The organism is Paraburkholderia caledonica (genome assembly GCF_000383275.1).
Classification (GTDB): Bacteria; Pseudomonadota; Gammaproteobacteria; order Burkholderiales; family Burkholderiaceae; genus Paraburkholderia; species Paraburkholderia caledonica.
This window is the reverse complement of record NZ_KB911038.1, coordinates 382,229-403,199: the sequence shown is the minus strand read 5'-3', so window position 1 is coordinate 403,199 and position 20,971 is coordinate 382,229. Positions and strand designations below refer to the sequence as shown.

Here is a 20,971-nt window from a genome sequence, read left to right as displayed (position 1 = left end):
CCGAAGCAACCCCGCGAGGCGTTCACCGAACGTCAAGGTTGGCGGCCCAGTTGCTGCTCCGCGCGGGTTCGCTGCGCCTGCGCGTCCATCAGCAGGCGGTACGACGCGTAGTACTTGTAGATGTTTCGCACGTACGTGGTTGTCTCAATGCCAATCTTCTCTGCCACCACGATCTCGACGTTGTTGAACCAGACGTCCGGGTTGAGGCCGCGGGCCGCGGCCTCCTTGCGCATCTTCGCGATGCTTCCGGGTCCGGCGTTATAGCTCGCGAAGGCGAACAGCGGGCGGTCCACCTCGGAGAAGTGCGCGTCCTGGAAGTAACGCGTCATGAGTCGATCGAGATACTTGGCGCCGGCATGAATATTCGACTCCGTTATCCGGATGTCGCCGACATTAAGTTCCTTACCTGTGGCCGGCATTAATTGCATGATGCCGACGGCTCCCACGCGGCTCTTGGCCTGCTGATCGAGCTGCGACTCCTGATAACCCTGGGCCGCGAGCATGAGCGGATCGAAGCCGTATTGCTGGCCGTACTTCGCGAATAAGGCCACCGTCTGATTGAAGCGATTGAGTTCGGCACTCTCAGCATTGTTATGGATCTGCTTGATGCCTTGCATATACTGTTTGAGGCGAACCTCAGCGACGCTTTGCTTCGTGATGAAATTGTCGTAAAAATCGCTGATCACAGCTTTGAGCTTGGGACTCTGTTTGCGAATAGCCCAACCCACATAGCCTCCCTCACGCACTGACATGTTGTCGTGCACCTTCACATTCGGCAGCATCTGCGCCCACATCCGCGCCTTCCAGTCGTCCACCACCAGGATCTGAAGCAGACCGACGTTCAGCATCTCCATCGCATCTTCGTCTTCGAGTGCATCCGGCAACAGCACAAGCCGCATCGGCGGCTTACCGGCTTTCTGGAAGCGGCCGTTAAGTGCATTCAGACTTTCGTAGTAGCTACTGGAGCGGCGCACGTGAACCGTCTTTCCGCTTAGATCGTCGAGCTTCGACAATTCCGGCGATTTCGGCCCCGTCAGTACCAGCTCACGGGTTGGCTTGAGGGCGCGCGCCGTGACGAAGTCGGCCTGTTTCAGACGCTCGTCGGTGACGGTCAGGTTGCCAACGGCGATATCGCCCATGCCGCTGTTGAGGCTGGGCAGCAGCCGATCGCGCGTCGTCGGAATCATGAACACGGTGATCGGGCGCTTGTCGAGTCGATCGGCGTAGGTCTTGTTGACGTACCGTTCGAAATCGCGCACGAAATCTGCGCTCAATCCTCGTTCACGTCCCCGGTCATTGAAATACAGCGTACGACTAAAAGGTACGAGCACGCGGATCACGCGGCGTTCGAGCATTGCGTCGAAATCGCCGCGCCACGGCTTGTTTGTCAGATCGATCCGGCGCGGCGGGCTCGCAGGCACCGGTTTGGAAGGCACGGACGGCGACGACGCAGCCGAAGCCTTGGTTGCCGGTCCAGCTGCGGCGCAAACCGTACTCCATGCGCACAGCGCAAAGAGGCCTGCCACCGTCCAGAAACGAGCAGAACGCATGATGTACACCGTTGCGGTTCCGGGCCGCCGCGTCAGCGCTAGCCCATGTTGACCGTCGTCCTGCGGGGCGGTCGATTCGAGCGGGAAGCTCTTTAAGCACTGCACTCCGGCTCATTTACAGCATAGTTGCCTGCGAAAACGGTTCAAGGTTTATCGCGGCTTTGAAAGCGGTGAATACGGCAGTAGTTTCAAGCTGATGGCAATATCGGTTTCTGCCGGCTGGCTTCGCGCTGTTCTTTATCGCTCATGATTGGCTTTCACCAGTTCTGCGTCGGCGTCGCCAGCTTCAAGGCGATCGGCACGAGAGATTCCGTGATCGGAAGGGACGCCATACTTCGCGCGCTGCGGTGTCCCCGCCCTCACCCATAGCGCCATTCAAAACCCTTTTCGACGCGCCGCACGGTCCCCGCCGATGTCTCGGCAAAATGCGCGGCAAACACCGTCGCGCCCGTGTCCGCTGCATGTGCGAGCAGACGCTCGCGTGAAGCGCGGGCCTGCTCCTGATCGAGACAGAACATTGAATTCCATTCGGGCCGATGCACTTGCACCGCGCTGTGCATCACGTCGCCGGAAAAAAGCGCGGTCTCGCCACGCGAACGGAGCTCGATGGCCATGTGACCGATGCTATGGCCGAAAGTCGGCAGGAAGCGGATGCCGTCGAGAATCTCCGCACCTGCATCCGGCACGGCACGCGCCTGACCGGACGCGATGACCGGAAGCACACTGTCGTCGAACACCATCCGCCGCGATGCGCCTTCCGGAGTAGCGAAGAAGTCGCGTTCGCGCTCGCCGAATACGTAGGTCGCGTTCGGAAACACGGGCGTCCATCGACCGTCCTGCCAATGCGTATTCCAGCCGACGTGATCGACGTGCAGATGTGTGAGCAGCACGTAGTCGATATCCTCGCGCCTGAAGCCGGCCGATTCGAAGCGTTCGAGCACGGGATTATCGAGCTTGTCGAAGAGCGCGCTGAACGGCCGGGACTTGCCATTGCCGATGCCCGTATCGACGACCATCGTCACCCCGCCGACTTCCACGACCCACAGATGCGTTTTCAACGGCACTCGCGCGTTAGTGAGATCCAGGCTTTCGGTGGCGAAGCGTTCCTCGAGCTCCTGACCATCTTCATCGCTCCACGCCGGGAACAACAGGTTCGGCGCGAGCGCGAAGCCGGTTTCATCGACCCGCGTGATGGTCGCGGCGCCGACGTGATGGACTTGTGAGGCGGGTTTCATGGCAATCCGTTCTCTTCGGTTCGAATGCAGGTTTTAGTATGTGTGTCAGTGCGCGTTTCACTCGGCCGTCGCAGCGCGAACGCGCCGGGTCGCCACTGCATAGAGTAACGCGCTGACGAGCGCCGACACGCCACCGACCATCGCCAGCGCGCTTCCAAGACTCGTTTCCGTGTGTCCCAGCCGTTCGTTCAGATAGCCAACCGACAGCGGCCCCACGCCGCCGCTGATCGCATTGGTCATGAAGACGAGCAGCGCCAGCGAACGGCCGCGCATGCGGTTCGGCACGGCGATTTGCAACGGCACGGGTGCAAGTCCCATTGCGATGCTGGCGGCAAAAGCGCTGACGCCATAGAGCACGATGGCAAGGCTGCTGCTCGCGACGAGCGGCATCGCGATCGCGGCGGGCACCAGCAAGGCAACGGCGCACGCGGAGAAGCCGAGCACTTTGCGCAAGGTGGTGTCGTCGGTGACGCGCGTTGCGAGCATTCCCGCGCATGCCACCCCTAGAATACCGCCGACCATGTACGCAGGTGCCGCCATCTGTCCAACGGCTTTCGGTGCGAGGTGGAAATGGCGCATCAGCAAGGTCGGGAACCATGCGGCGTGCGAGTAGAACAGCGTAATCAGCGCGACGTAGGCCGCAAAGTAAGGCAGGCAGAAGCGATTGCGCACGAACAGTTCGGCGAGTACGTCGCGCAGCGACGGCATCTCGTTCTGCGCCTGCGCTCCACGCATGCTGGTTTCGAGCCGCGCCGGTTCGCGAACCGTGAACGCGACGAGCGCGGCCAGCAGAATGCCGGGCAATCCCACGGCAACAAACACCGCTTGCCACGGCGCAAAGCCGTGTGCGCTGAGCCACGCGCTGCCGTCGCCCGCAGCTGCCGCCGACAACAACATACCGCCGCCGAACAGCGCGGCGCCGCCGCCTACATACGGCCCGAGCATGAACACGCTACTCGCGCGTGCGACGCGGCGCGGCGCAAAGATGTCGCTGAAGATCGACAGCGCCGCGGGACTCAAGGCGGCCTCGGCAACCGCCGTTCCGGCGCGGGCGAGCAGCAGTTCCGTGAAGTTGGTCGCGAAGCCGCACGCCATTGTCGAGATCGCCCAGATCGCGATGCATGCGGCGATCAGTTTCACGCGGTTGCCGCGATCGACGAGCCTCGCGACGAACACACCTGCCGTTGCGTAGCACATCGTGAATGAAAATCCTTGCAGCAGGCCGATCTGCGTATCGGTAAGCGCGAGCGACTGCTTGATCGGCTGTACGAGAATGCTGACGACCTGGCGGTCCAGATACGAAAATGCGAAACAGACGAAGAACAGCAGCACGACATACACGGGATGGCGCACGCTATCGAAAGACCCGGTATGTGCAACGACATCGGCGGGTTGGGTCGAAACAGGGTGAACGTTCATGCGCGGTCTCCGGCGTTGATGGACTTGGCTCAATCGGCGTTGGCTCGTGCAGCGAGTAGCGCGATGCAGTCGCCGGGTTCCACCCGTGCAAAGGTCCGCATGCAAATGACCATGCCGTCGCTGCGGAACGCAATATCGGCCGGCGCCTGCCACGGGCGGTGCGGATCGTACAGACGCCCCGCCAGCTGATCCTCGCGCACCTGATCGCCGAGTCTGAACGCGGGTTCGAATACACCCGCAAGCGGCGCATACACGTATGCACGCGCGCCTTCTACACGTAGAAAGCGCGTTTTGCCGGCCGGTGCCGGCTGCGTGTCGGAGACCACACCGAGCCGGACCAACACGCGCTGCAAGCCGCTTTCGACAATCGCCAGATTCGCGGCGTCGCAGCCCGCATGTCCGCCGAACTCGCCGCACAGAAAAAGCTTGCCGTGCCGTTCGGCTGCGGCCGCGAACGTGCGGTCTTCGCCGAGCAGGTCCATGATCATCGTGTTCGGCGCGCCGAACTCGCGCACGAGGTCCATATACAACGCGTGGCGCTCGCCGTCGGCAGGCGGCGACGCGAGCAGCGTGGGCGCATGCTCGAACGACGCGCCGCCGGCATGCAGGTCGATCACGACATCGGCGCGTGGCAGGAGTTCGCTTTCGACGTAGTGCGCGATCATTTCCGTCGGCTGGCCATTTCGGGCACCAGGAAACAGGCGGTTCAGGTTGCCGCGGTCGATCGGCGACGTGCGCGTGCCGTTGACGAAGGCTGGAAAGTTCAGACCCGGTATCACGATCAGGCGACCGCGTATGGTCATCGACGGCATGCGCTGCATCAGCTTCATCAGCGCGACCGGTCCTTCGTATTCGTCGCCGTGATTGCCGCCCGTCAGGAGAACGGTCGGGCCCGTACCAGCACCAGCGTTGAGCACGGCAAGCGGGATCGGCACGTGACCGTATGCCGAGCGGTCGTGCGAATACGGCAGACGCAGTGTGCCGGTCTGGAAGCCGGAGCGTTCGAAGTCGATATCGGTAGCGATGAGCGAAGCAGAAGTGGACATGGCGCGAACAGTAAAGAGCTTGGGGTGCCTTTACTATCGGCGACGAAAAAACGTCCGGCCAATGCCGTTTTCTGCTCCTGGCGATGCCTTGCAGGCATCGCTTGCCGGTCGCTATGTCAGCAGGTCCAGAAAACGCTTCAGCGTGGGATTCGCTGCGTGCGCCGCCTCATGTGCGACGAAGCAGAATTCAAGCGGCAAGGAAATCTCCAGGTCCAGCAAGTCGACGAAACGCACTCGTGCGGGCGGCCTGTCGCGATTCGCGGCATTGACGATGGCCGCGCCCATCCCTGCCGAAACCAGTGAAAGTATCGCGGTTTCCGTCGACGCCTCCTGTCTGATATCGAGCGTGAGCCCGCGCTCGGCGCAGGCGGACAGCAGACGATCGTAGTAAGCGGGATAGACGCGGCGCGGGAACGCTATGAACGGCCTGCCGGAGAGTTCATGTGCGCTGACCGCGCCTGCGCTGCCGTGCGGCCACGCTTGCGGCACGGCAAGCACCACGCCTTGATCGAGCACATGCAGGCTCGCGATGCCTTCCGGCAACGCGCCGAAGCGATAGCAGAAGCCGCCGTCGAGCCGTCCCGCGGCGAGCGCGTCGAGTTGCTCGGGCGTGTTCATCGGCGTGAGTTCGAGGGCGACATTCGGTGCTGCCTGTTCGAAAGCGCTCAACGCGCTCGAAACGGGCCCGCTCCACACGGCGTTTTCAACGAAACCGATGCGCAGGTGACCTTGCACGCCGGATGCGATGCGCCGCGCCAGCCGGTTGGCGGCATCGACACGCGCAAGGATCTCGCGTGCTTCCGAGAGATACGCATCGCCGGCGGGCGTCAGCTTCAGCCCGCGCGGCGTGCGCTCGAACAGCGCGGCGCCGATGGCGTCTTCGAGATCCTGTATCTGGCGGGAAATTGCAGGTTGCGTGACGTGCAGCTGCTCGGACGCCGCCCGTACGCTGCGCAACTCAGCAACAGCAATGAAATAACGAAGATGCCGAAGTTCCATGCTCATTCCAGCAGTTCAGATTGTCAGCAATGATCGCAGAATTGCGCCGCGACCACGCAGCTTGCCCAGGCAGGGCCGGCACAGCGCCGATTGATAACCAATGGACATCAATCGTTAAAAAGATTGCACTTATCGTTTTGCCGGGCAAGGGCCAATATTCGCGAATCCACAAAGAGCGGAACCACAGCATCTTTCGGGATTTCAGGAGACAACGATGCACCCCTCGCCCTCTACCCTTTCGTCGGGCCGTTCAAAGGCCGCGGCGGTTTTCCGCGTAACGGCCGGAAACTTTCTCGAGCAGTTCGACTTCTTCCTGTTTGGCTTCTATGCCACCCAGATCGCCAAGGTCTTCTTCCCGGCCGACAGCGAATTCGCCTCATTGATGATGACGTTCGCGGTCTTCGGCGCCGGTTTCCTGATGCGACCGCTGGGCGCAATCGTGCTGGGCGCGTACATCGACGACGTCGGTCGCCGCAAAGGTCTTATCGTTACGCTCTCCATCATGGCGAGCGGCACCATCCTGATCGCGTTCGTGCCGGGTTACGCAACGCTTGGCCTGCTGGCGCCGGCGCTCGTCTTGATCGGCAGGCTGCTGCAAGGTTTCTCGGCGGGCGCGGAACTGGGCGGCGTCTCGGTGTATCTCGCCGAAATGGCCACGCCGGGCCGCAAGGGCTTCTTCACGAGCTGGCAGTCCGCGAGCCAGCAGGTCGCGATTGTCGTGGCCGCAGCCCTCGGCTTCGCGCTCAACCAGTCGATGAGCGCCGCTACCATCGCGTCCTGGGGATGGCGCGTTCCGTTCTTCGTCGGCTGCATGATCGTGCCGTTCATCTTCATGCTGCGTCGTAACCTGCAGGAAACCGAGGAGTTCAAGGCGCGCCAGCATCGTCCGAGCATGAAGGAGGTGTTCCGCACGCTGGTCCAGAACTGGACCGTAGTGATTGCAGGCATGATGCTGGTGGCGATGACCACCGCGAGCTTCTATCTCATCACCGTCTACGCACCGACTTTCGGCAAGACCGTTCTGCACCTGAGCACCGCCGACAGTCTGCTCGTTACGCTGTGTGTCGCCGTGTCGAATTTCGTGTGGCTGCCGATCGGCGGCGCTCTGTCCGACAAGCTCGGCCGCCGGCCGCTCCTCGTCGCGATGACGGTGCTCGCCATCGCGACTGCCTACCCGGCGCTGTCGCTCCTCGCCCACGCGCCGAGCTTCCTCAACATGCTGCTCGCGCTTCTTTGGCTCTCGTTCATGTACGGCATCTACAACGGCGCGATGGTCGTCGCACTGACCGAAGTGATGCCGGCACAAGTACGCGTCGCGGGCTTCTCGCTCGCCTATAGCCTCGCGACGGCGGTGTTCGGCGGTTTCACGCCGGCGATCTCCACGGCGCTCATCCACATGACGGGCGACAAGGCCGCACCTGGCTACTGGATGAGCTTTGCCGCTGCATGCGCGCTGATGGCGACGTTCGCACTGTATCGCCGCCGCGCAACGACGCTGACTCCGGCGCACTGATCCGCTTCCGCGCTCCGCATCCAGATACACCCTCATTCCGACACCACTACGATCATGAGAAACCTGATTCGAAAACTGTGCGCCGCAGCACTGATTGCAACCTCGGCCGCCGCGGCGAACGTGCACGCCGCCGACTTGCACGTCATGAGTTCCGGCGGCTTTACTGCGGCGTACAAGGTGCTTGGCCCGAAATTCTCGGCGGAGACGGGCAACGCGCTCGACACCGCGCTCGGTCCGTCGATGGGCAAATCGCCCGAAGCGATTCCCAACCGGCTGGAGCGTGGCGAGCCGGCGGACGCCGTCATCATGGTCGGATACGCGCTCGACGATCTGATCCAGAAAGGCAAGGTCGTCCCCGGATCGCGGGTCGAACTGGCCGATTCGCGTATCGGCATGGTCGTTCGCGAAGGTGCGGCGAAGCCCGATATCAGTTCCGTAGACGGGCTCCGGCAGACGCTGCTGCATGCGAAATCGATCGCCTACTCGGACAGCGCCAGCGGTGTCTATATCGAGCGGGAATTGTTCAAGAAGCTTGGCATCGAGGATCAGGTCAAAGCGAAGGCGAAGATGATCCCGCGCATTCCAGTGGCCTCGGTCGTGGCGAACGGCGATTACGAAATCGGCTTTCAGCAGGTGAGCGAGTTGCTGCCTGTCAAGGGCGCGACGTTCGTCGGCAAGATTCCCGAATCGCTGCAGTCAGTCACGCGTTTCGCGGCCGGCATTCCGGTCAGTGCACAGCATCCGAAAGAAGCAAAAGCTCTGCTCGACTATCTCGCTTCGCCCGGCGTCCAGCCAGAAGTGAAATCGACCGGACTCGATACCGTTTCCGCTCATTGACGCAAACTTGAAGGAAGGCTTGCTTGCTGCGGCCTTCCTGTCACATTCCCGGGGTTCGCCTCGCCGAGTCCTCCGCACCGTCCGCGTCGCCTGCAGGTGCCGCTGCCGCCCCCAGCATCTGAGCGAGACGCGCACGGTCGCACGCCCCTTCCCACATCGAAACGAAGATCACAGCGCAAGCGTTGCTGATAACGCTCGTCAGCGCGCGCGCCTCGGACATGAAGCGGTCGATGCCCACCAGCAGCGCCACACCAGCTACCGGCAGATCCGGGATCACCGTCAGCGTCGCGACGAGCGCGACGAGTCCGCTACCCGACACGCCGGCAGCCCCCTTTGACGTGAGCAGCATGACCGCTAGCATCATCGCGATCTGAGACGCGGAAAGCGGCACGTCGCACGCCTGCGCGATGAACATCGAAGCGAGCGTCAGATAGATCGCGGTGCCGTCGAGATTGAACGAATATCCGGCGGGCAGCACAAGCCCCACGACCCCTTTGTCGCAACCGAGCGCCTCGAGCTTGACGATCAGGCGCGGCAGTACCGGCTCCGTGGAAGATGTCGCGAGAACAATGAGCAACTCCTCCCGCATGTAGCGCAAGAGCCGCCAAAGCGCGAAACCATGCAGCCGCGCGAGTGAAGCGAGCACCAGCGCAATGAACAGCAGGCATGCCACGTAGAAGCACACCATCAACATGCCGAGCGAGCCGACCGAGCGAATGCCGAAGCGGCCCACCGTGAACGCCATCGCACCGAATGCGCCGAGCGGGGCAAGCCGCATGATCATCGCGAGGATCCGGAACAGGACGTGCGCGACGCCGTCGATTAGTGCGAGCACCGGCCGGCCCGCCTTCGGGCAGGAGTTCAGCGAGAAGCCGAAGAGTAGCGAGAGCAGCAGTACGGGCAGTACGTCACCCTTCTCGAAGGCGCCGAGCATCGTCTCGGGGATGACACTCAGCGCGAATGCGACCAGGCCGCCCGGCTGTGCGTGCTTCACATATTGCGCGAGGATGCTCGTGTCCAGACCGTGCGCGTCGATGTGCATACCCGCGCCCGGTCGCAGAACGATCGCGGTGACGAGCCCGAAAGCTAGCGCCACGACGGTGAGCAAGTAGAAGAGCGCCAGCGCCTTGAAGATCGTGCGCCCGATCGCCTTGCCGCTCGCAAGCGACGTGATCCCCGAGACGATCGTACAGAAGACGATTGGCGCAATCATCATCCTTACAAGGCCGACGAACGCATCGCTGAAGGGCTTGAGCAGCGCGCCCGCTTGCGGCAGGAAATGACCGACTGCGACGCCGAGCACCATGCCCAGCAGGACCTGCACATAAAGCGAACGAAGCGGTCTTGCCGACCTCACGATGCGGTCTTCCGGACTGTCCGTTCTTTCGCAGACGTGTTGACGTCAGAACCATCGCTGCCTTCGACCCCGCCCCGCCTCATCTCGACAATCGTTCTGTGAAACTCCTGCGCGGCCGGAGTAAGCGGACGCCCCCGGCGCCTCACGATTCCTACGCGCCGCTTCACTACCGGTTCAACGAGCGGCACACTCGTGAGGATCGGATGATCGCGGCCGGGCATGGCCATCGACGGCACGGCGGCGACACCGAGCCCCGCTTCGACGAGGCCGAGCATGGTCGTGACGTGACGGGTCTCGCAAACGCTCGGCGCGCGCGGCGCCACTGCCGAGAGTGCCTGATCGAGCAGCAGACGGTTTCCGGAAGTCTTGTCCACTGACACGTACTCATGCTCGTAAAGCTCATTCCAGGTGACGCGCTTCTTGCGTGCGAGCGGATGATCGCGACGGCAAGCGGCAACGAAGCGCTCCTGCAGCAGCACCTTGAACTCGACCTCGGACTCCTGGCTACCCATGAAACTCACGCCAAAATCAGCCTCACCGCTGATCACAGCGCCAAGCACCTCATTCGCGCTCGAATCCAGCAGTTTCACCCTGATGCGCGGAAAGCGGCGATGGTAGCTTGCGACGACGTTGGGCAGAAAGTAATACGCCACCGACGGCACGCAGGCAATGGTCACATGACCCAGCCGGCTTGAAGAGACATCGCGGATGCCGAGCAACGCGACGTCGAGATCGTCGAGCAGTTGTTCGGCGCTCGGGGCGAACACGCGGCCGACGGTCGTGAGCGTGACGCTGCGCGTGGTGCGCTCGAAGAGACGCACGCCGAGCGCTTCCTCGAGTTTCTCAATGCGACGGCTCAAGGCCGGTTGGGAGATGCTGACAGCCTCGGCGGCCTTGCGAAAGCTCCCCAGTTCCACCACCGCGCGAAACGCCTGCAAGTCGTTCAAATCGAAATTGACGCCCACGAGTTACTCTCCACATCCTAGATGTGCTCATTTTGCATGACGCGGCTGGATTTTTTGGCATAGCCACGAGTCTTTTCCCTACCGCCGGTAGTGCCTCCAAGCATATCGTGAAATTCCGATATATACTTCGTTCTGTAGCGATGCAAACTTGTGGGCGGCAATTTGCCCACGCCTGACCATTAAAGCAGCTCTGGTAGTTGACGAATGAAACGAACTCCCATCGCGCCTGACATGGACGCGATCCACAAGGCGCTCGCCAATCCGGTGCGTCGAGAGATTCTTGGCTGGCTGCGCGAGCCGCATGCGCACTTCGCCGATCAGGAACTCCCGCTCGACCATGGCGTATGCGCCGGCAAGATCGACGCGCGCTGCGGACTCTCGCAGTCCACGGTGTCGGCCCACCTCGCGGCGTTGCAGCGCGCGGGGCTCGTCACGTCGAAACGCGTGGGGCAATGGGTGTTCTTCAAACGCAACGAGCCCGTGATTCAGGCTTTTCTCGAGCATATGAACTCGAAGCTTTGACCGGTCTTGCGTCGCCGCTTCTTTCACTCTTTCGTTGCAATGCAACTATCTCTCGGCTCAAGGCGTCCTCGCCTCAGCCAAAGGTGAACATTTATGCCGACTCTTTTCGATCCGCTGCAAATTGGCGACCTGACGTTGTCCAACCGCATCATCATGGCGCCGCTGACGCGTCAGCGCGCCGAGGAAATCCGCGTGCCGAACGCGCTGATGGCGAAGTACTACGCAGAACGCGCCACGGCGGGCCTCATCATCAGCGAAGCCACCTCAGTCACGCCGCAGGGCGTCGGTTATGCCGAGACGCCGGGCATCTGGTCGCAGGAACAGGTGGAAGGCTGGAAGCTCGTTACCAACGCAGTGCATGCAGCCGGCGGGAAGATTTTCCTGCAACTGTGGCACGTGGGCCGCATTTCCGATCCGCTGTTCCTCAATGGCGAATTGCCGGTCGCGCCGAGCGCGCTCGCCGCGAAAGGCCACGTGAGCCTCGTGCGTCCGGAGCGCCCGTATGTCACGCCTCGCGCACTCGAACTCGATGAAATCGCGGGCGTTGTGCAGGCATTCCGCAAAGGTGCTGAAAACGCGAAAGCAGCAGGTTTCGACGGCGTTGAAGTGCACGGCGCAAACGGTTATCTGATCGACCAGTTCCTTCAGGACAGCACCAACAAGCGCACCGACGCGTATGGTGGCCCGATCGAAAATCGCGCGCGTTTGCTGCTCGAAATCACCGACGCATGTATCGACGTGTGGGGCGCGAATCGCGTCGGCGTACATCTCGCGCCGCGCCGCGACTCGCACGACATGGGCGACTCGGATCCGGCCGCGACCTTCGGCTATGTGGCTCGCGAACTCGGCAAGCGCAAGATCGCGTTCATCGCCGCGCGCGAAGCGTTGGGTGAGGACCGTCTCGGCCCGCAGCTGAAGAAAGAGTTCGGTGGCCCGTACATCGCAAACGAGAAGTTCACGAAGGAAACCGCGCAGCAAGTACTCGACGCAGGCGAAGCGGACGCGGTGGCGTGGGGCCAGTTGTTCATCGCAAATCCGGACCTCGTGCGCCGCTTTGCGACCAATGCGCCGTTGAACAAGCCGAATCCGTCCACGTACTACGCACGTGGTGAGACGGGTTACATCGACTACCCTACGCTTGAAACGGTGGAGTAAACGCAAACGCGTGATCGTGAATGAGCCGTAATGTGGCTGTAAAAGCAGCGGCTGTAACGAGCAGCGAAACGACGCGCAGCGAAAAGCGGCGGGCGTCATCGGAGAGTGAATCTCCGGCGGCGCCCGCCGCTTTTTTCCGTCTGCGGCGACGCTCGTCTCTGTAACGCAAACCGTTAGTCAAGATCGCGCCGCATGAAAATGCGTTTTGACTCGTCGAGGCCTCGCGCGATATGTGCATCACGCCGTGCGCGTAGAGCCACGTCGAGTTCGGCTTCGTCTATGTCGCGGAAACCGAGTCGCCGGTAATACGGTGCATTCCACGGCACTTCGCGATACGTCGACAGGACCAGTTGCATGATCTGCCGCGAGCGCGCGAGTTGCGCAACTTGCTCGATCAGCGCGGCGCCGATGCGTCGACCGGCATGCGACGTCAGTACATCGAGCTCCTGGATGTAGATACGCGCGGGCTGCGGCTCGAACATCACGAATCCGACGCAGGTTCCCTCGGCATTCACCGCCACGATCAGCTCCTGCGCCGCGATCTTCCGCTCCACGAAAGCGAGACTCATTGGCGGCGCATCGGCAATGCCCGACATGCCGACGCTGACAAAGCGCAAGCTTGCCTCGAATTCGATTGTGCGAACCGTTTCGGCATCGCCGGGCGCGGCAAGACGGAAAGTCACATCGGCTAACTGTTGCATGGTGTTTTTTGACGGTTGATGTTCGGCCCGTTCACGGATGCGACACGCGATATTGACATCCGCGCGGCCAAATACACAAGTATCCGCGCGGCGGCCGGACTACACTGCTGAACATCCGACAACCTGGGGCCAGCATGCAACTCATGCAAATGCTGCAGATCGCTCTGCACTTCGATCAGCACCTGAGCAGCCTGATCGTCCAATACGGTACAGCCGTGTACGCGATGCTGTTTATTATCGTGTTCGTTGAAATCGGCTTTCTGCCGTTATTTTTCCTGCCGGGCGATCCGCTCATTTTCATTTGCGGCGGGCTGTCAGCCACCGGCGCGTTGAACGTCTGGCTCGTGATGTCAGTGCTATTCGCGGCTACTGTGGCGGGAAGCATCGTCGACTATGCAATTGGGCGCGCGATCGGTGAAAAGGTTTATACGGCCGATTACCGCTGGCTCGACAAGAATGCGCTGCGCCGCGCGCATGCGTTCTACGAAGCTCGCGGCGGACTGACCTTTCTGTTATCGCCATTCATCGCCGTAGTGCGTACTTTCGCGCCGTTCGCGGCCGGCGTTTCGCGCATGACGTTTGCGCGATTCGTGTCGTTCGTGACCGCGGGCGCCGCACTGTGGATCGGCTCTCTCGTCGCGGCCGGCTATCTGTTCGGCAATGTGCCGCTCGTACGCGATCACATGAGTTCCATCGTGCTGTTAGGCGTCGCGCTAGGCGTCGGATCGCTGATCGCAAGCGCGTTGTGGCGACTCGTCAACAGCCGCTCGCGCATTCATTGAGCGAGTGCTTTCAGCTTACTTTCTGTGCGCTCCTCTGCGCGAATCGCGCGGGGCTGCCGCCCCGCGTTTGCTCCCCCGCATGCACCGCTAGATCCAGCCTTCGATATTCAGCCCGCTCGCGCGTTCAGCTTCTTCCCGCGATACAGCGCGCACGGTTTGCCCGAAGCTCCAGATATGCCCCTCCGGGTCCCGCGCCGCGTAAACGCGGTCGCCGTAAAACTGATCCGCGGGTTCGCGGGTAATGACCGCGCCGGCCGCACGCGCGCGAGCGCAATGTTGGTCGATACCGTCGCTCAGTTGCACATGCACTGACTGTGTATTTTTCCCGCTCACAGTAACCGGGCTCACGGAGTCGGCCGACCATTCACGGCTGATCATCACGTAGCTGTCGCCGTAACGCATTTCGGAGTGTGCGAGTTGCCCGGCGTCGTCGGTAATCACGAGTTGCCGGGTGAAGCCGAAAGCCCGTTCGAGCCACTCAAGAGCGGCCAACGGATCTTTGTAATAGAGCGCCGCGCCGAATGACGGTCGATGCAACGATTCGCTCATGACATCCCCTTGCAGGCTCAGCAAACGCAACTTGAATGACCGCGGATCGAACCGCGCATCCACTCAGCCGCGCGCATACTATTGGCTGGCGGACGAAGCAGGCGCCGCGCTGCTGGGTTGACTCGTGCCGCCCGCGGCCGCGCTCTCGCTCGCACGCTTCGCGGCGTCGCTTTGGCCACTGGTTCCGTTCGCGCCCGCCGAATTGCTCATCACGCCGCTGCTCGCGGAACTCATCGTGTCCTTGCTGGTGTTGTCCTCTTTCTTGCAGCCAGACGCACCCACGGCCAGCGCCGCAATGGATATGGCGAGTAACGCGCTCTTCGGATTGCAAAGCATGGTGGCACCCGTTCGGTTTCGATTCGTCGTTGCGCGAAGCGCGGCATGACTCCTCGATAGCAGAACGGCGCAGCATCGACTGTGCCTGGTGAAACTAATAAATCATTCCACGCGGCGCGGCAAGCGGTTTGCTGCAACTCCCGTTACATGGCCCACATATCGCACACTGCACTCCGTCAAACCCAGGGAGAACCGGATCATGCTGCTTAGCGACGAAGAACTTGCGCGCCTTGACGGCGTCGCGCCGTTTCTCGAGAGCGAGGCGAAGACGTCGCTCAACTTCGCACCGAATTATGAAGTCACCGCCGAATTCGAGACGCATCTGCAACCGGGACTGCGCATCCGTGCCCCAGCGTCGGACGCGGCATCGGAGGACCCAGAAGCGCCGCCGTATCCGTTGAACCTCTTCGTCGGATTGCCGCTCGATGAGTTACGCAACCTCGCCTACGCAGACGATATGGCGCGCGAGGCGATGATTGGACGCTTCGGCGCGTCGTTTACCCCGCGCCTGCTGCGCGCAATCGAAAAAGAAACGCCAGGGGCGATCAATCTCGATGCAGGGATCCAGAACGATTCGGGCACGCTGTCGGTGATGCTCGACGAGCCAGAGCAACGGTGATCACCACACGCCTGGAACGCCCGTCGGAGATTCCATGGCAATGCCTTAACAAGGACGCGCGAGCCACGTGTATTTACTTCCCGGACGCTTGCACATTTGACAGCGGAGACAGTGGCCTCCGCGCGTCACGCGCCCGGGTTGGTCTACCGGGCGCTATTCGTCGCCCACTCCTTTCGATACCTCGGCGGGGCTGCCGTACTCCTGATCCGGCAAGCGTTCGAGTGCATCGAGCACCTCGTCGTCGGCGCCATTGCCCTTTGCGGTGTCCAGCAGGCTTGCTTTGTCGGCGGGATACGAAGCGCCCTTCAGCGCCTTCTGGACATCGATGAATTTGCGGATGGGACCGCCGTTCGAACTTGAATTAGACGTCGCCATGTGCCTCTCCTTGGTTGGCATGCAGTCCCGCTAATTCAGCATCGCGCGTTCCTCGCGGGCGCCCAGCCCTTTACGCGTGTCCTGCCGCCGCAATGCACCACTAGTCTGTGTATCTGCATAGCAGGAATGAATCTGGCTCGACAGTTTGATTCAAAGAGCCCCCGTTAGTTGGGATGGCTCACTTTCTTCACTATTGCAAGCAGGGGATCTTGCCGTGAGCACAGCGGACCGCGAAGCCATTCTCTTCAACCAGCAAGCGATTCTGGCGGAATTCGGCGAACTTGCGCTTCGCTCCGACGACCTCGACGAAATATTGTGCGAAGCGTGCCGTCTCGTCGCTCAAGCGCTGCAAGCCGACATGGCCAAAGTCATGGAATTGCAGGCCGATCGAATTACGCTTCTCGTGCGCGCCGGCGTGGGCTGGCCGCCGGGCGTCGTGGGCCATGCCACGGCGCGAGCCGAACGCGGCTCGTCGGAAGGTTATGCGCTGCAAACGGGCAAGCCCGCAATTTCGCCCGACATCGCTGCTGAAAAGCGCTTTCGTTATTCGCAGTTCATCGTCGACGCGGGCGTGAAGGCGCTGATCAACGTCGTGATTCTCGGCGGAAAAGAACGGCCTGCATACGGCGTGTTGCAAGTCGACAGTCGCACACCGCGCGACTTCAACGACCTCGACACGGAATTCCTGCGCTCATATGCGAACCTGCTCGCCGCCGCGGTCGAACGGCTTCGGATTGCGGCCGAGACGCGCAAACATGCCGTCTCGCTGCACGAGAGCGAAGAGCGCTACCGCATGCTTGCGACACAGATACCGCAACTGGTGTTCACCTGCCTCATTACCGGCGAGCGCACGTGGGGCAGTCCTCAGTGGATCGAATATAGCGGCATTTCGGAGCAGGACAGCCTCGGCTTCGGATGGCTGGATGCAGTGCATCCCGGCGATCGCGAGGCAACCATGGCGGCGTGGAGCACGTGCGGTGTGGAAGGAGAATATGCGGTCGAGCACCGCATTCGCCGCGCGTCCGACGGCACGTACCGCTGGTTCCAGACCCGCGCGAAGCCGTTGCGTGCAGAAGGCGGAATCGCGGCATGGCTCGGCACATCGACCGATATCGAAGATCAGGTTCGCGCACGCGAAGCGCTCGAACGCGGCAGCGAGGAGCTCGAAAGACGTGTATCCGAGCGCACCGCGGAATTGCAGCGGGCGGTGGATACGCTTCATCGTGAAAGCCGCGAACGCTCGCGCGCCGAAGAACGTTTGCGCCACAGCGAGAAACTCAAGGCCATTGGCCAGCTCACCGGCGGCATCGCCCACGACTTCAACAACATGCTGCAGGCCATCATGAGTTGCCTGAGTCTGATCCGGGTGCGCATGCAGCAGGGCCGGCCAACCGACGTCGTCACGCTGGTCGAGCGCGCGGAAAAAGGCGCAAGCCGTGCGGCGACCTTGACACACAGGCTACTCGCGTTCGGACGCCAACAAACGCTCGAGCCGCGTCTCGTGAGCCTGGATGCGATTGCGCACGACATGGAAGACATGATTCGCCGTGTCGTCGGTTCGGGCATCAACCTGGAACTTAAACTCGGTGACGGGACGTGGCTGGTTTTGTGCGACCCGAACCAGATGGAAAGCGCACTCGTCAACCTGTGCGTGAATGCTCGCGACGCGATGCCGGACGGCGGATGGCTCACCATCAGCACGAGCGAAGTGATATTGACCGACGCAGAAGTTGCCGGATTCGACGACGCTCAACCCGGACGTTACTGCTGCATTGCTGTGTCGGACACGGGCACCGGCATGTCACCGAAAATCATGGAACACGCGTTCGAGCCGTTCTTCACGACAAAACCGTCGGGCCAGGGCGTCGGTCTTGGCCTCAGCCAGATCTATGGCTTTGTCAGGCAATCCGGCGGAATCGTGCAGATGGAAACCGCCCTCGGCAAAGGAACGACCGTACGCCTGTGCCTGCCCGCCTCCGTGCAGAAGGAAGATATGCAGGACGAGTACAAGGACCCCGCAAAAACCATCGTCCTTGTCGAGGACGAAGAAATCGTGCGGGAAGTCACCGCGGAGCAATTGAGGGAACAGGGCTACCGCGTACTGGAAGCGGACAGCGGCGCGGCGGCACTGCGGCTGCTGCATGCAGGCGCGCGTTTCGATCTGCTGATCAGCGACGTCGCTTTGCCCGGCACGGTCAACGGCCGGCAGGTCGCCGAGGCCGTGAGACAACGGTATCCGTCGATGCCGGTCATTCTGGTCACCGGCTATGCGCCAGGCGATGCGCTCTCCGATATGGAAGTCATCCGCAAACCCTTCGCTCCCGAAGTACTCGCCGACCGCGTGCGCGCAAAGCTCGAACAATTGCGTACCGATGCAGACTAGACTGTTTACTTAACCCGCCGTCAGTAGACTCGAGTGGCTACTGACCTAACAGAGCCACACGCCATGCCAGTTTATGACTATGAGTGCGCCGAATGCGGCGCTTTCGAAACGGTGCGCCGCATTGCGGAGCGTGACGAGCCAGTGGCGTGCCCTCAGTGTGGGGCCACCGCTGCACGGGTGGTAATCGGCGCGCCTTCGCTCGGTGGCGGCTCGCCCGACGCGCGCGAAGAAACCGGAGGCTATGGGATGCGGCATTTTGGCGGATGCTCCTGCTGCTGAGATGTCGGCACGCAATGTGCTATCTCCCGGTCATGAGCCAACATCCCGGAGAAAGAAATGCGACCAGGAGAATCCCGCTCAAGCGCGGAAAGCATCGACACCGTTCCGCAGACGTCCAGCCCTGCCTACGCAGCGCGCAACCCCGTCACGCGCGCGTTCGACAACTTCGCGAGTTCGGTAACGCGGCTTGCCGGATCACCGATTGCGTTTGGTATCGCCGTCATCACGGTTATCGTTTGGGCCGTCACAGGACCCTTCTTCCACTATTCCGACGCGTGGCAACTCGTCATTAATACCGGCACGACCATCATCACTTTCCTGATGGTCTTCATGATCCAGCAAAGTCAGAACAAGGACAGTGTTGCGATGCATCTGAAGCTCAATGAATTGCTGGCTTCGCATCGCGCGGCAAACAATCAGTTAATCGGCATTGAAGACGCATCCGAAGACGATCTTCGCCGGCTCGCCGAAGCGTATTTGCGGTTGGCGAGCAAGGTAGGCACGCAAGGCAAGCACACTGTCGACGTGGATGCTTGCGTGGAGAAAACCGGCGCCGGAAAGGGCAAAGAGCACGAACGCGCTTAATTCTGTGCGTCGCCCGAATCGGCCGAGGCGCCTTGTACACCAGCGTCGGAATCGAGATAGCCAGGCAGGCCCAGCGCAGCCTGGCTCTTCGCCAGTTCAACCGCTCGTTGCACCAGTGCAGCGTACTCCGATGAGTCTGCGGGAAGCGGGAGCCTTTGGCGGAAGAAATCCGCCCAGCGGAATTCCGCCAAAGGCACGCTCGTTCTCTGATAACCGCCGGCATCGCGCACCGAAGCGGCGAGGCTGCGGAATTCGTCGTCTATCATTTCCCAGACGTGGAGCGGCATATCGGCAAAGGACACCCGCTGGCCACGCTGATCGTATGGAAATGTCCAACGATTGTTTTCGAGCGTGAGCCAGAATTCGGCCGGCGAACACGTGGACAGATCCCGGATCAGCACGACAGGTACCGACGTTATATCGGCCTGCCAAAGAGCCGCAGCCACGTGGTGATGGTCGATCACGTACGGCTCTTCCTGGGGTCCAAGGACGATCGGGACGGGTTTCTCCGCAATGGCCATGTCAAGGTCATGACCGGACAGCGACTGATAGAAGCGCGTTTTCTCCTCTACCTCGCGCAATCCGTGCGTGACTTGCGTGGGGCGCAAACGATCGATGTCCAGTGACTTCATTGACGTCTCCATTGTTATTAGCGCAACGCGATGGCTCCCCGCCTATCAGGCGGATCAGTACTCCGGGTTCAGCAGGTCCGCCGCGACAACTTCGGCGCCCTTGCGCGCTGCGGCCTCACGTGCTTCAAGCGCGGTTTCGAACGGACCTATCATCGGCGCGCCGTCGTACGGAAATATCAGCCGGTCGTCTGTTATGCGTACGACCTTCAGGTCGCCGGTAAACGTGCCGGTCACAGTACGCCGATACGTCGGGTAGATTCTGTAATCGCTGGCGGTAATGGTTATACCGTCGGGCGATGCCGGATGCCGCAGCGAACTATTGTGAAAGTGCAACTTCCTTCTCACCATCTCGATTCCTGCAATTGCGAGTCGACTGTTTCAGGGGCCGGGAAAAACGCGCATCGATGCGTCAAACGCAGGCGCGGCGCACATCGAATGCGCGCCGCGCCCTCTCCCGCGGAACGGGACATCAGCGCCTGAATTACGGCGCCGGTGAAACGTTCAGCGGCCGATCAGGGCTGACGTTGGCCGCCCTGGTGCTGCGGCGTCTTCTGCTGATTCTGCTGTTGCTGCCCGCTCTGCTTGCCCGCGTTCTTCGGATTACCCGGTTGTGTATTGGATTGCTTCGGATCGCTCATTTTCAGCTCCTTCATGCACGAAGTAGTTCGTCGAAGTACTGCGCACTGCTTGCAACACTAATGGGGACTTTCTTCCTCGTATTCGGTACGAACACCCTGCGGCAGCCAAGGCTCTTTATGGCAGCACCATAATTCGTAACTCGGCTCGTAAAGCCCGACGCTATCGAACGCGCCTAGCGGTATGTCGAGTTCATCGCTGTCCACGTACTCCATGAACGCAACTGACCCGCAGGTCTGGCAGAAATATCGCCTGCCTTCCGCCGAGCTTTGCCACATCTGGACCGGCCCGGACAACTGGACGGCGTCGCGCGCGAACATCGCATATGCGCCGAATGCACTGCCATGCACGCGACGGCAGGTCATGCAATGGCACAGAGAGACGCGCCTCGGCGCTGCACTCACCTCGAACCGCACGGCTCCGCATGCGCACCCACCGGTCTGCGCCGTCTTGCCGGCTGCCGAGCGCGGGGCGTCCTCAGTGTGCATATCGCTCT

The 20,971-nt window shown here is 61.6% G+C and carries 24 protein-coding genes; 9 read left to right on the top strand and 15 right to left on the bottom strand.

The genetic code is table 11. The features are described 5' to 3' along the window. Positions 1-32 precede the first annotated feature (32 nt). From H281_RS0117235 to H281_RS0117215, 5 genes are all read right to left on the bottom strand, one after another. A complete protein-coding gene (locus H281_RS0117235; protein WP_027804690.1) occupies positions 33-1,550 on the bottom strand; it encodes an MltF family protein in 1,518 nt (505 codons plus the stop codon). Positions 1,551-1,909: 359 nt separating this feature from the next. Next, entirely contained in the window at positions 1,910-2,785 is an 876-nt protein-coding gene (locus H281_RS0117230; protein WP_020068387.1) for an MBL fold metallo-hydrolase, read from the bottom strand. 57 nt (positions 2,786-2,842) lie between these two features. Then, entirely contained in the window at positions 2,843-4,204 is a 1,362-nt protein-coding gene (locus H281_RS0117225; protein ID WP_020068386.1) for an MFS transporter, read from the bottom strand. A gap of 29 nt (positions 4,205-4,233) precedes the next feature. Continuing rightward, positions 4,234-5,250: a succinylglutamate desuccinylase/aspartoacylase family protein gene (locus H281_RS0117220; protein ID WP_020068385.1), complete on the bottom strand. Its 1,017-nt coding sequence runs from the start codon at positions 5,248-5,250 to the stop codon at positions 4,234-4,236. Between the two features lie 111 nt (positions 5,251-5,361). After that, entirely contained in the window at positions 5,362-6,249 is an 888-nt protein-coding gene (locus H281_RS0117215; protein WP_020068384.1) for a LysR family transcriptional regulator, read from the bottom strand. A 214-nt stretch (positions 6,250-6,463) separates the two neighbouring features. Here H281_RS0117215 and tcuC point away from each other — a divergent pair, with 214 nt between their 5' ends. Both tcuC and H281_RS0117205 read left to right on the top strand, forming a co-directional pair. Then, the gene (tcuC, locus tag H281_RS0117210; protein WP_020068383.1) at positions 6,464-7,762 is read left to right on the top strand and encodes an MFS transporter; all 1,299 of its coding nucleotides are present in this window, start codon (positions 6,464-6,466) and stop codon (positions 7,760-7,762) included. Positions 7,763-7,816: 54 nt separating this feature from the next. Then, positions 7,817-8,599 carry a substrate-binding domain-containing protein gene (locus H281_RS0117205; RefSeq protein WP_020068382.1) on the top strand — a complete coding sequence of 261 codons (783 nt, stop codon included), beginning with the start codon at positions 7,817-7,819 and terminating at the stop codon, positions 8,597-8,599. Between the two features lie 40 nt (positions 8,600-8,639). Here the strand turns inward: H281_RS0117205 and dctA are convergent, their stop codons facing one another. Both dctA and H281_RS0117195 read right to left on the bottom strand, forming a co-directional pair. Then, a complete protein-coding gene (gene dctA / locus H281_RS0117200; protein ID WP_027804689.1) occupies positions 8,640-9,956 on the bottom strand; it encodes a C4-dicarboxylate transporter DctA in 1,317 nt (438 codons plus the stop codon). Next, positions 9,953-10,921 carry a LysR family transcriptional regulator gene (locus tag H281_RS0117195; protein ID WP_020068380.1) on the bottom strand — a complete coding sequence of 323 codons (969 nt, stop codon included), beginning with the start codon at positions 10,919-10,921 and terminating at the stop codon, positions 9,953-9,955. The genes dctA and H281_RS0117195 overlap by 4 nt, the downstream gene beginning before the upstream one ends. Before the next feature lie 204 nt (positions 10,922-11,125). Between H281_RS0117195 and H281_RS0117190 the strand changes: the two genes are divergently transcribed. Both H281_RS0117190 and H281_RS0117185 read left to right on the top strand, forming a co-directional pair. After that, a complete protein-coding gene (locus H281_RS0117190; RefSeq protein WP_027777718.1) occupies positions 11,126-11,443 on the top strand; it encodes an ArsR/SmtB family transcription factor in 318 nt (105 codons plus the stop codon). Positions 11,444-11,536: 93 nt separating this feature from the next. Beyond that, a complete protein-coding gene (locus H281_RS0117185) occupies positions 11,537-12,598 on the top strand; it encodes an alkene reductase (protein ID WP_020068378.1) in 1,062 nt (353 codons plus the stop codon). A 173-nt stretch (positions 12,599-12,771) separates the two neighbouring features. Here the strand turns inward: H281_RS0117185 and H281_RS0117180 are convergent, their stop codons facing one another. Then, entirely contained in the window at positions 12,772-13,299 is a 528-nt protein-coding gene (locus H281_RS0117180) for a GNAT family N-acetyltransferase (protein ID WP_020068377.1), read from the bottom strand. Positions 13,300-13,433: 134 nt separating this feature from the next. Here H281_RS0117180 and H281_RS0117175 point away from each other — a divergent pair, with 134 nt between their 5' ends. Beyond that, positions 13,434-14,081 (top strand): VTT domain-containing protein, encoded by a 648-nt coding sequence (locus H281_RS0117175; RefSeq protein ID WP_020068376.1) that lies wholly within the window; start codon positions 13,434-13,436, stop codon positions 14,079-14,081. Between the two features lie 87 nt (positions 14,082-14,168). Here the strand turns inward: H281_RS0117175 and H281_RS0117170 are convergent, their stop codons facing one another. Together H281_RS0117170 and H281_RS36040 are read right to left on the bottom strand one after the other, a co-directional pair. Then, on the bottom strand, positions 14,169-14,630 hold the full coding sequence (locus tag H281_RS0117170) for a VOC family protein (RefSeq protein WP_027804688.1): 462 nt from the start codon (positions 14,628-14,630) through the stop codon (positions 14,169-14,171). A gap of 78 nt (positions 14,631-14,708) precedes the next feature. After that, positions 14,709-14,966, bottom strand: coding sequence for a hypothetical protein (locus tag H281_RS36040; protein ID WP_084690126.1), 258 nt, complete (start codon positions 14,964-14,966; stop codon positions 14,709-14,711). Positions 14,967-15,165: 199 nt separating this feature from the next. On the opposite strand from H281_RS36040, the gene H281_RS0117160 reads away from it, so the two are divergent. Next, positions 15,166-15,585 (top strand): hypothetical protein, encoded by a 420-nt coding sequence (locus H281_RS0117160; protein WP_020068373.1) that lies wholly within the window; start codon positions 15,166-15,168, stop codon positions 15,583-15,585. A gap of 153 nt (positions 15,586-15,738) precedes the next feature. On the opposite strand, the gene H281_RS0117155 is transcribed toward H281_RS0117160, so the two are convergent. Further along, positions 15,739-15,960, bottom strand: coding sequence for a DUF2795 domain-containing protein (locus tag H281_RS0117155; RefSeq protein WP_020068372.1), 222 nt, complete (start codon positions 15,958-15,960; stop codon positions 15,739-15,741). Positions 15,961-16,174: 214 nt separating this feature from the next. On the opposite strand from H281_RS0117155, the gene H281_RS0117150 reads away from it, so the two are divergent. From H281_RS0117150 to H281_RS0117140, 3 genes are all read left to right on the top strand, one after another. Continuing rightward, positions 16,175-18,343 carry a response regulator gene (locus H281_RS0117150; protein WP_020068371.1) on the top strand — a complete coding sequence of 723 codons (2,169 nt, stop codon included), beginning with the start codon at positions 16,175-16,177 and terminating at the stop codon, positions 18,341-18,343. A gap of 63 nt (positions 18,344-18,406) precedes the next feature. After that, positions 18,407-18,622, top strand: a complete 216-nt coding sequence (locus tag H281_RS36035) for an FmdB family zinc ribbon protein (RefSeq protein ID WP_020068370.1) — start codon at positions 18,407-18,409, stop codon at positions 18,620-18,622. A 57-nt stretch (positions 18,623-18,679) separates the two neighbouring features. Further along, positions 18,680-19,207 carry a low affinity iron permease family protein gene (locus H281_RS0117140; RefSeq protein WP_020068369.1) on the top strand — a complete coding sequence of 176 codons (528 nt, stop codon included), beginning with the start codon at positions 18,680-18,682 and terminating at the stop codon, positions 19,205-19,207. On the opposite strand, the gene H281_RS0117135 is transcribed toward H281_RS0117140, so the two are convergent. The 4 genes from H281_RS0117135 to H281_RS0117120 form a co-directional block, all read right to left on the bottom strand. Next, positions 19,204-19,839, bottom strand: a complete 636-nt coding sequence (locus tag H281_RS0117135; RefSeq protein WP_020068368.1) for a ParB-like protein — start codon at positions 19,837-19,839, stop codon at positions 19,204-19,206. The genes H281_RS0117140 and H281_RS0117135 overlap by 4 nt on opposite strands. Before the next feature lie 54 nt (positions 19,840-19,893). Beyond that, positions 19,894-20,187 (bottom strand): DUF6723 family protein, encoded by a 294-nt coding sequence (locus H281_RS0117130; RefSeq protein ID WP_020068367.1) that lies wholly within the window; start codon positions 20,185-20,187, stop codon positions 19,894-19,896. A gap of 164 nt (positions 20,188-20,351) precedes the next feature. Then, positions 20,352-20,477 carry a hypothetical protein gene (locus H281_RS37490; RefSeq protein WP_006049380.1) on the bottom strand — a complete coding sequence of 42 codons (126 nt, stop codon included), beginning with the start codon at positions 20,475-20,477 and terminating at the stop codon, positions 20,352-20,354. A gap of 57 nt (positions 20,478-20,534) precedes the next feature. Beyond that, positions 20,535-20,963 carry a GFA family protein gene (locus H281_RS0117120; RefSeq protein WP_020068365.1) on the bottom strand — a complete coding sequence of 143 codons (429 nt, stop codon included), beginning with the start codon at positions 20,961-20,963 and terminating at the stop codon, positions 20,535-20,537. Positions 20,964-20,971 lie beyond the last annotated feature (8 nt).

What these genes read in the sequence shown, in the direction of transcription:
- H281_RS0117155 (WP_020068372.1), bottom strand. Translation starts at nt 15,960, where the DNA reads ATGGCGACGTCTAATTCAAGTTCGAACGGCGGTCCCATCCGCAAATTC.
- H281_RS0117225 (WP_020068386.1), bottom strand. Translation starts at nt 4,204, where the DNA reads ATGAACGTTCACCCTGTTTCGACCCAACCCGCCGATGTCGTTGCACAT.
- H281_RS0117120 (WP_020068365.1), bottom strand. Translation starts at nt 20,963, where the DNA reads ATGCACACTGAGGACGCCCCGCGCTCGGCAGCCGGCAAGACGGCGCAG.
- H281_RS0117140 (WP_020068369.1), top strand. Translation starts at nt 18,680, where the DNA reads ATGCGACCAGGAGAATCCCGCTCAAGCGCGGAAAGCATCGACACCGTT.
- H281_RS0117185 (WP_020068378.1), top strand. Translation starts at nt 11,537, where the DNA reads ATGCCGACTCTTTTCGATCCGCTGCAAATTGGCGACCTGACGTTGTCC.
- H281_RS0117175 (WP_020068376.1), top strand. Translation starts at nt 13,434, where the DNA reads ATGCAACTCATGCAAATGCTGCAGATCGCTCTGCACTTCGATCAGCAC.
- H281_RS0117220 (WP_020068385.1), bottom strand. Translation starts at nt 5,250, where the DNA reads ATGTCCACTTCTGCTTCGCTCATCGCTACCGATATCGACTTCGAACGC.
- H281_RS0117160 (WP_020068373.1), top strand. Translation starts at nt 15,166, where the DNA reads ATGCTGCTTAGCGACGAAGAACTTGCGCGCCTTGACGGCGTCGCGCCG.
- H281_RS0117130 (WP_020068367.1), bottom strand. Translation starts at nt 20,187, where the DNA reads ATGGTGAGAAGGAAGTTGCACTTTCACAATAGTTCGCTGCGGCATCCG.
- H281_RS36035 (WP_020068370.1), top strand. Translation starts at nt 18,407, where the DNA reads ATGCCAGTTTATGACTATGAGTGCGCCGAATGCGGCGCTTTCGAAACG.
- H281_RS0117135 (WP_020068368.1), bottom strand. Translation starts at nt 19,839, where the DNA reads ATGAAGTCACTGGACATCGATCGTTTGCGCCCCACGCAAGTCACGCAC.
- H281_RS37490 (WP_006049380.1), bottom strand. Translation starts at nt 20,477, where the DNA reads ATGAGCGATCCGAAGCAATCCAATACACAACCGGGTAATCCGAAGAAC.
- H281_RS0117235 (WP_027804690.1), bottom strand. Translation starts at nt 1,550, where the DNA reads ATGCGTTCTGCTCGTTTCTGGACGGTGGCAGGCCTCTTTGCGCTGTGC.
- tcuC (WP_020068383.1), top strand. Translation starts at nt 6,464, where the DNA reads ATGCACCCCTCGCCCTCTACCCTTTCGTCGGGCCGTTCAAAGGCCGCG.
- H281_RS0117230 (WP_020068387.1), bottom strand. Translation starts at nt 2,785, where the DNA reads ATGAAACCCGCCTCACAAGTCCATCACGTCGGCGCCGCGACCATCACG.
- H281_RS0117170 (WP_027804688.1), bottom strand. Translation starts at nt 14,630, where the DNA reads ATGAGCGAATCGTTGCATCGACCGTCATTCGGCGCGGCGCTCTATTAC.
- H281_RS36040 (WP_084690126.1), bottom strand. Translation starts at nt 14,966, where the DNA reads ATGCTTTGCAATCCGAAGAGCGCGTTACTCGCCATATCCATTGCGGCG.
- H281_RS0117215 (WP_020068384.1), bottom strand. Translation starts at nt 6,249, where the DNA reads ATGGAACTTCGGCATCTTCGTTATTTCATTGCTGTTGCTGAGTTGCGC.
- H281_RS0117205 (WP_020068382.1), top strand. Translation starts at nt 7,817, where the DNA reads ATGAGAAACCTGATTCGAAAACTGTGCGCCGCAGCACTGATTGCAACC.
- H281_RS0117190 (WP_027777718.1), top strand. Translation starts at nt 11,126, where the DNA reads ATGAAACGAACTCCCATCGCGCCTGACATGGACGCGATCCACAAGGCG.
- H281_RS0117180 (WP_020068377.1), bottom strand. Translation starts at nt 13,299, where the DNA reads ATGCAACAGTTAGCCGATGTGACTTTCCGTCTTGCCGCGCCCGGCGAT.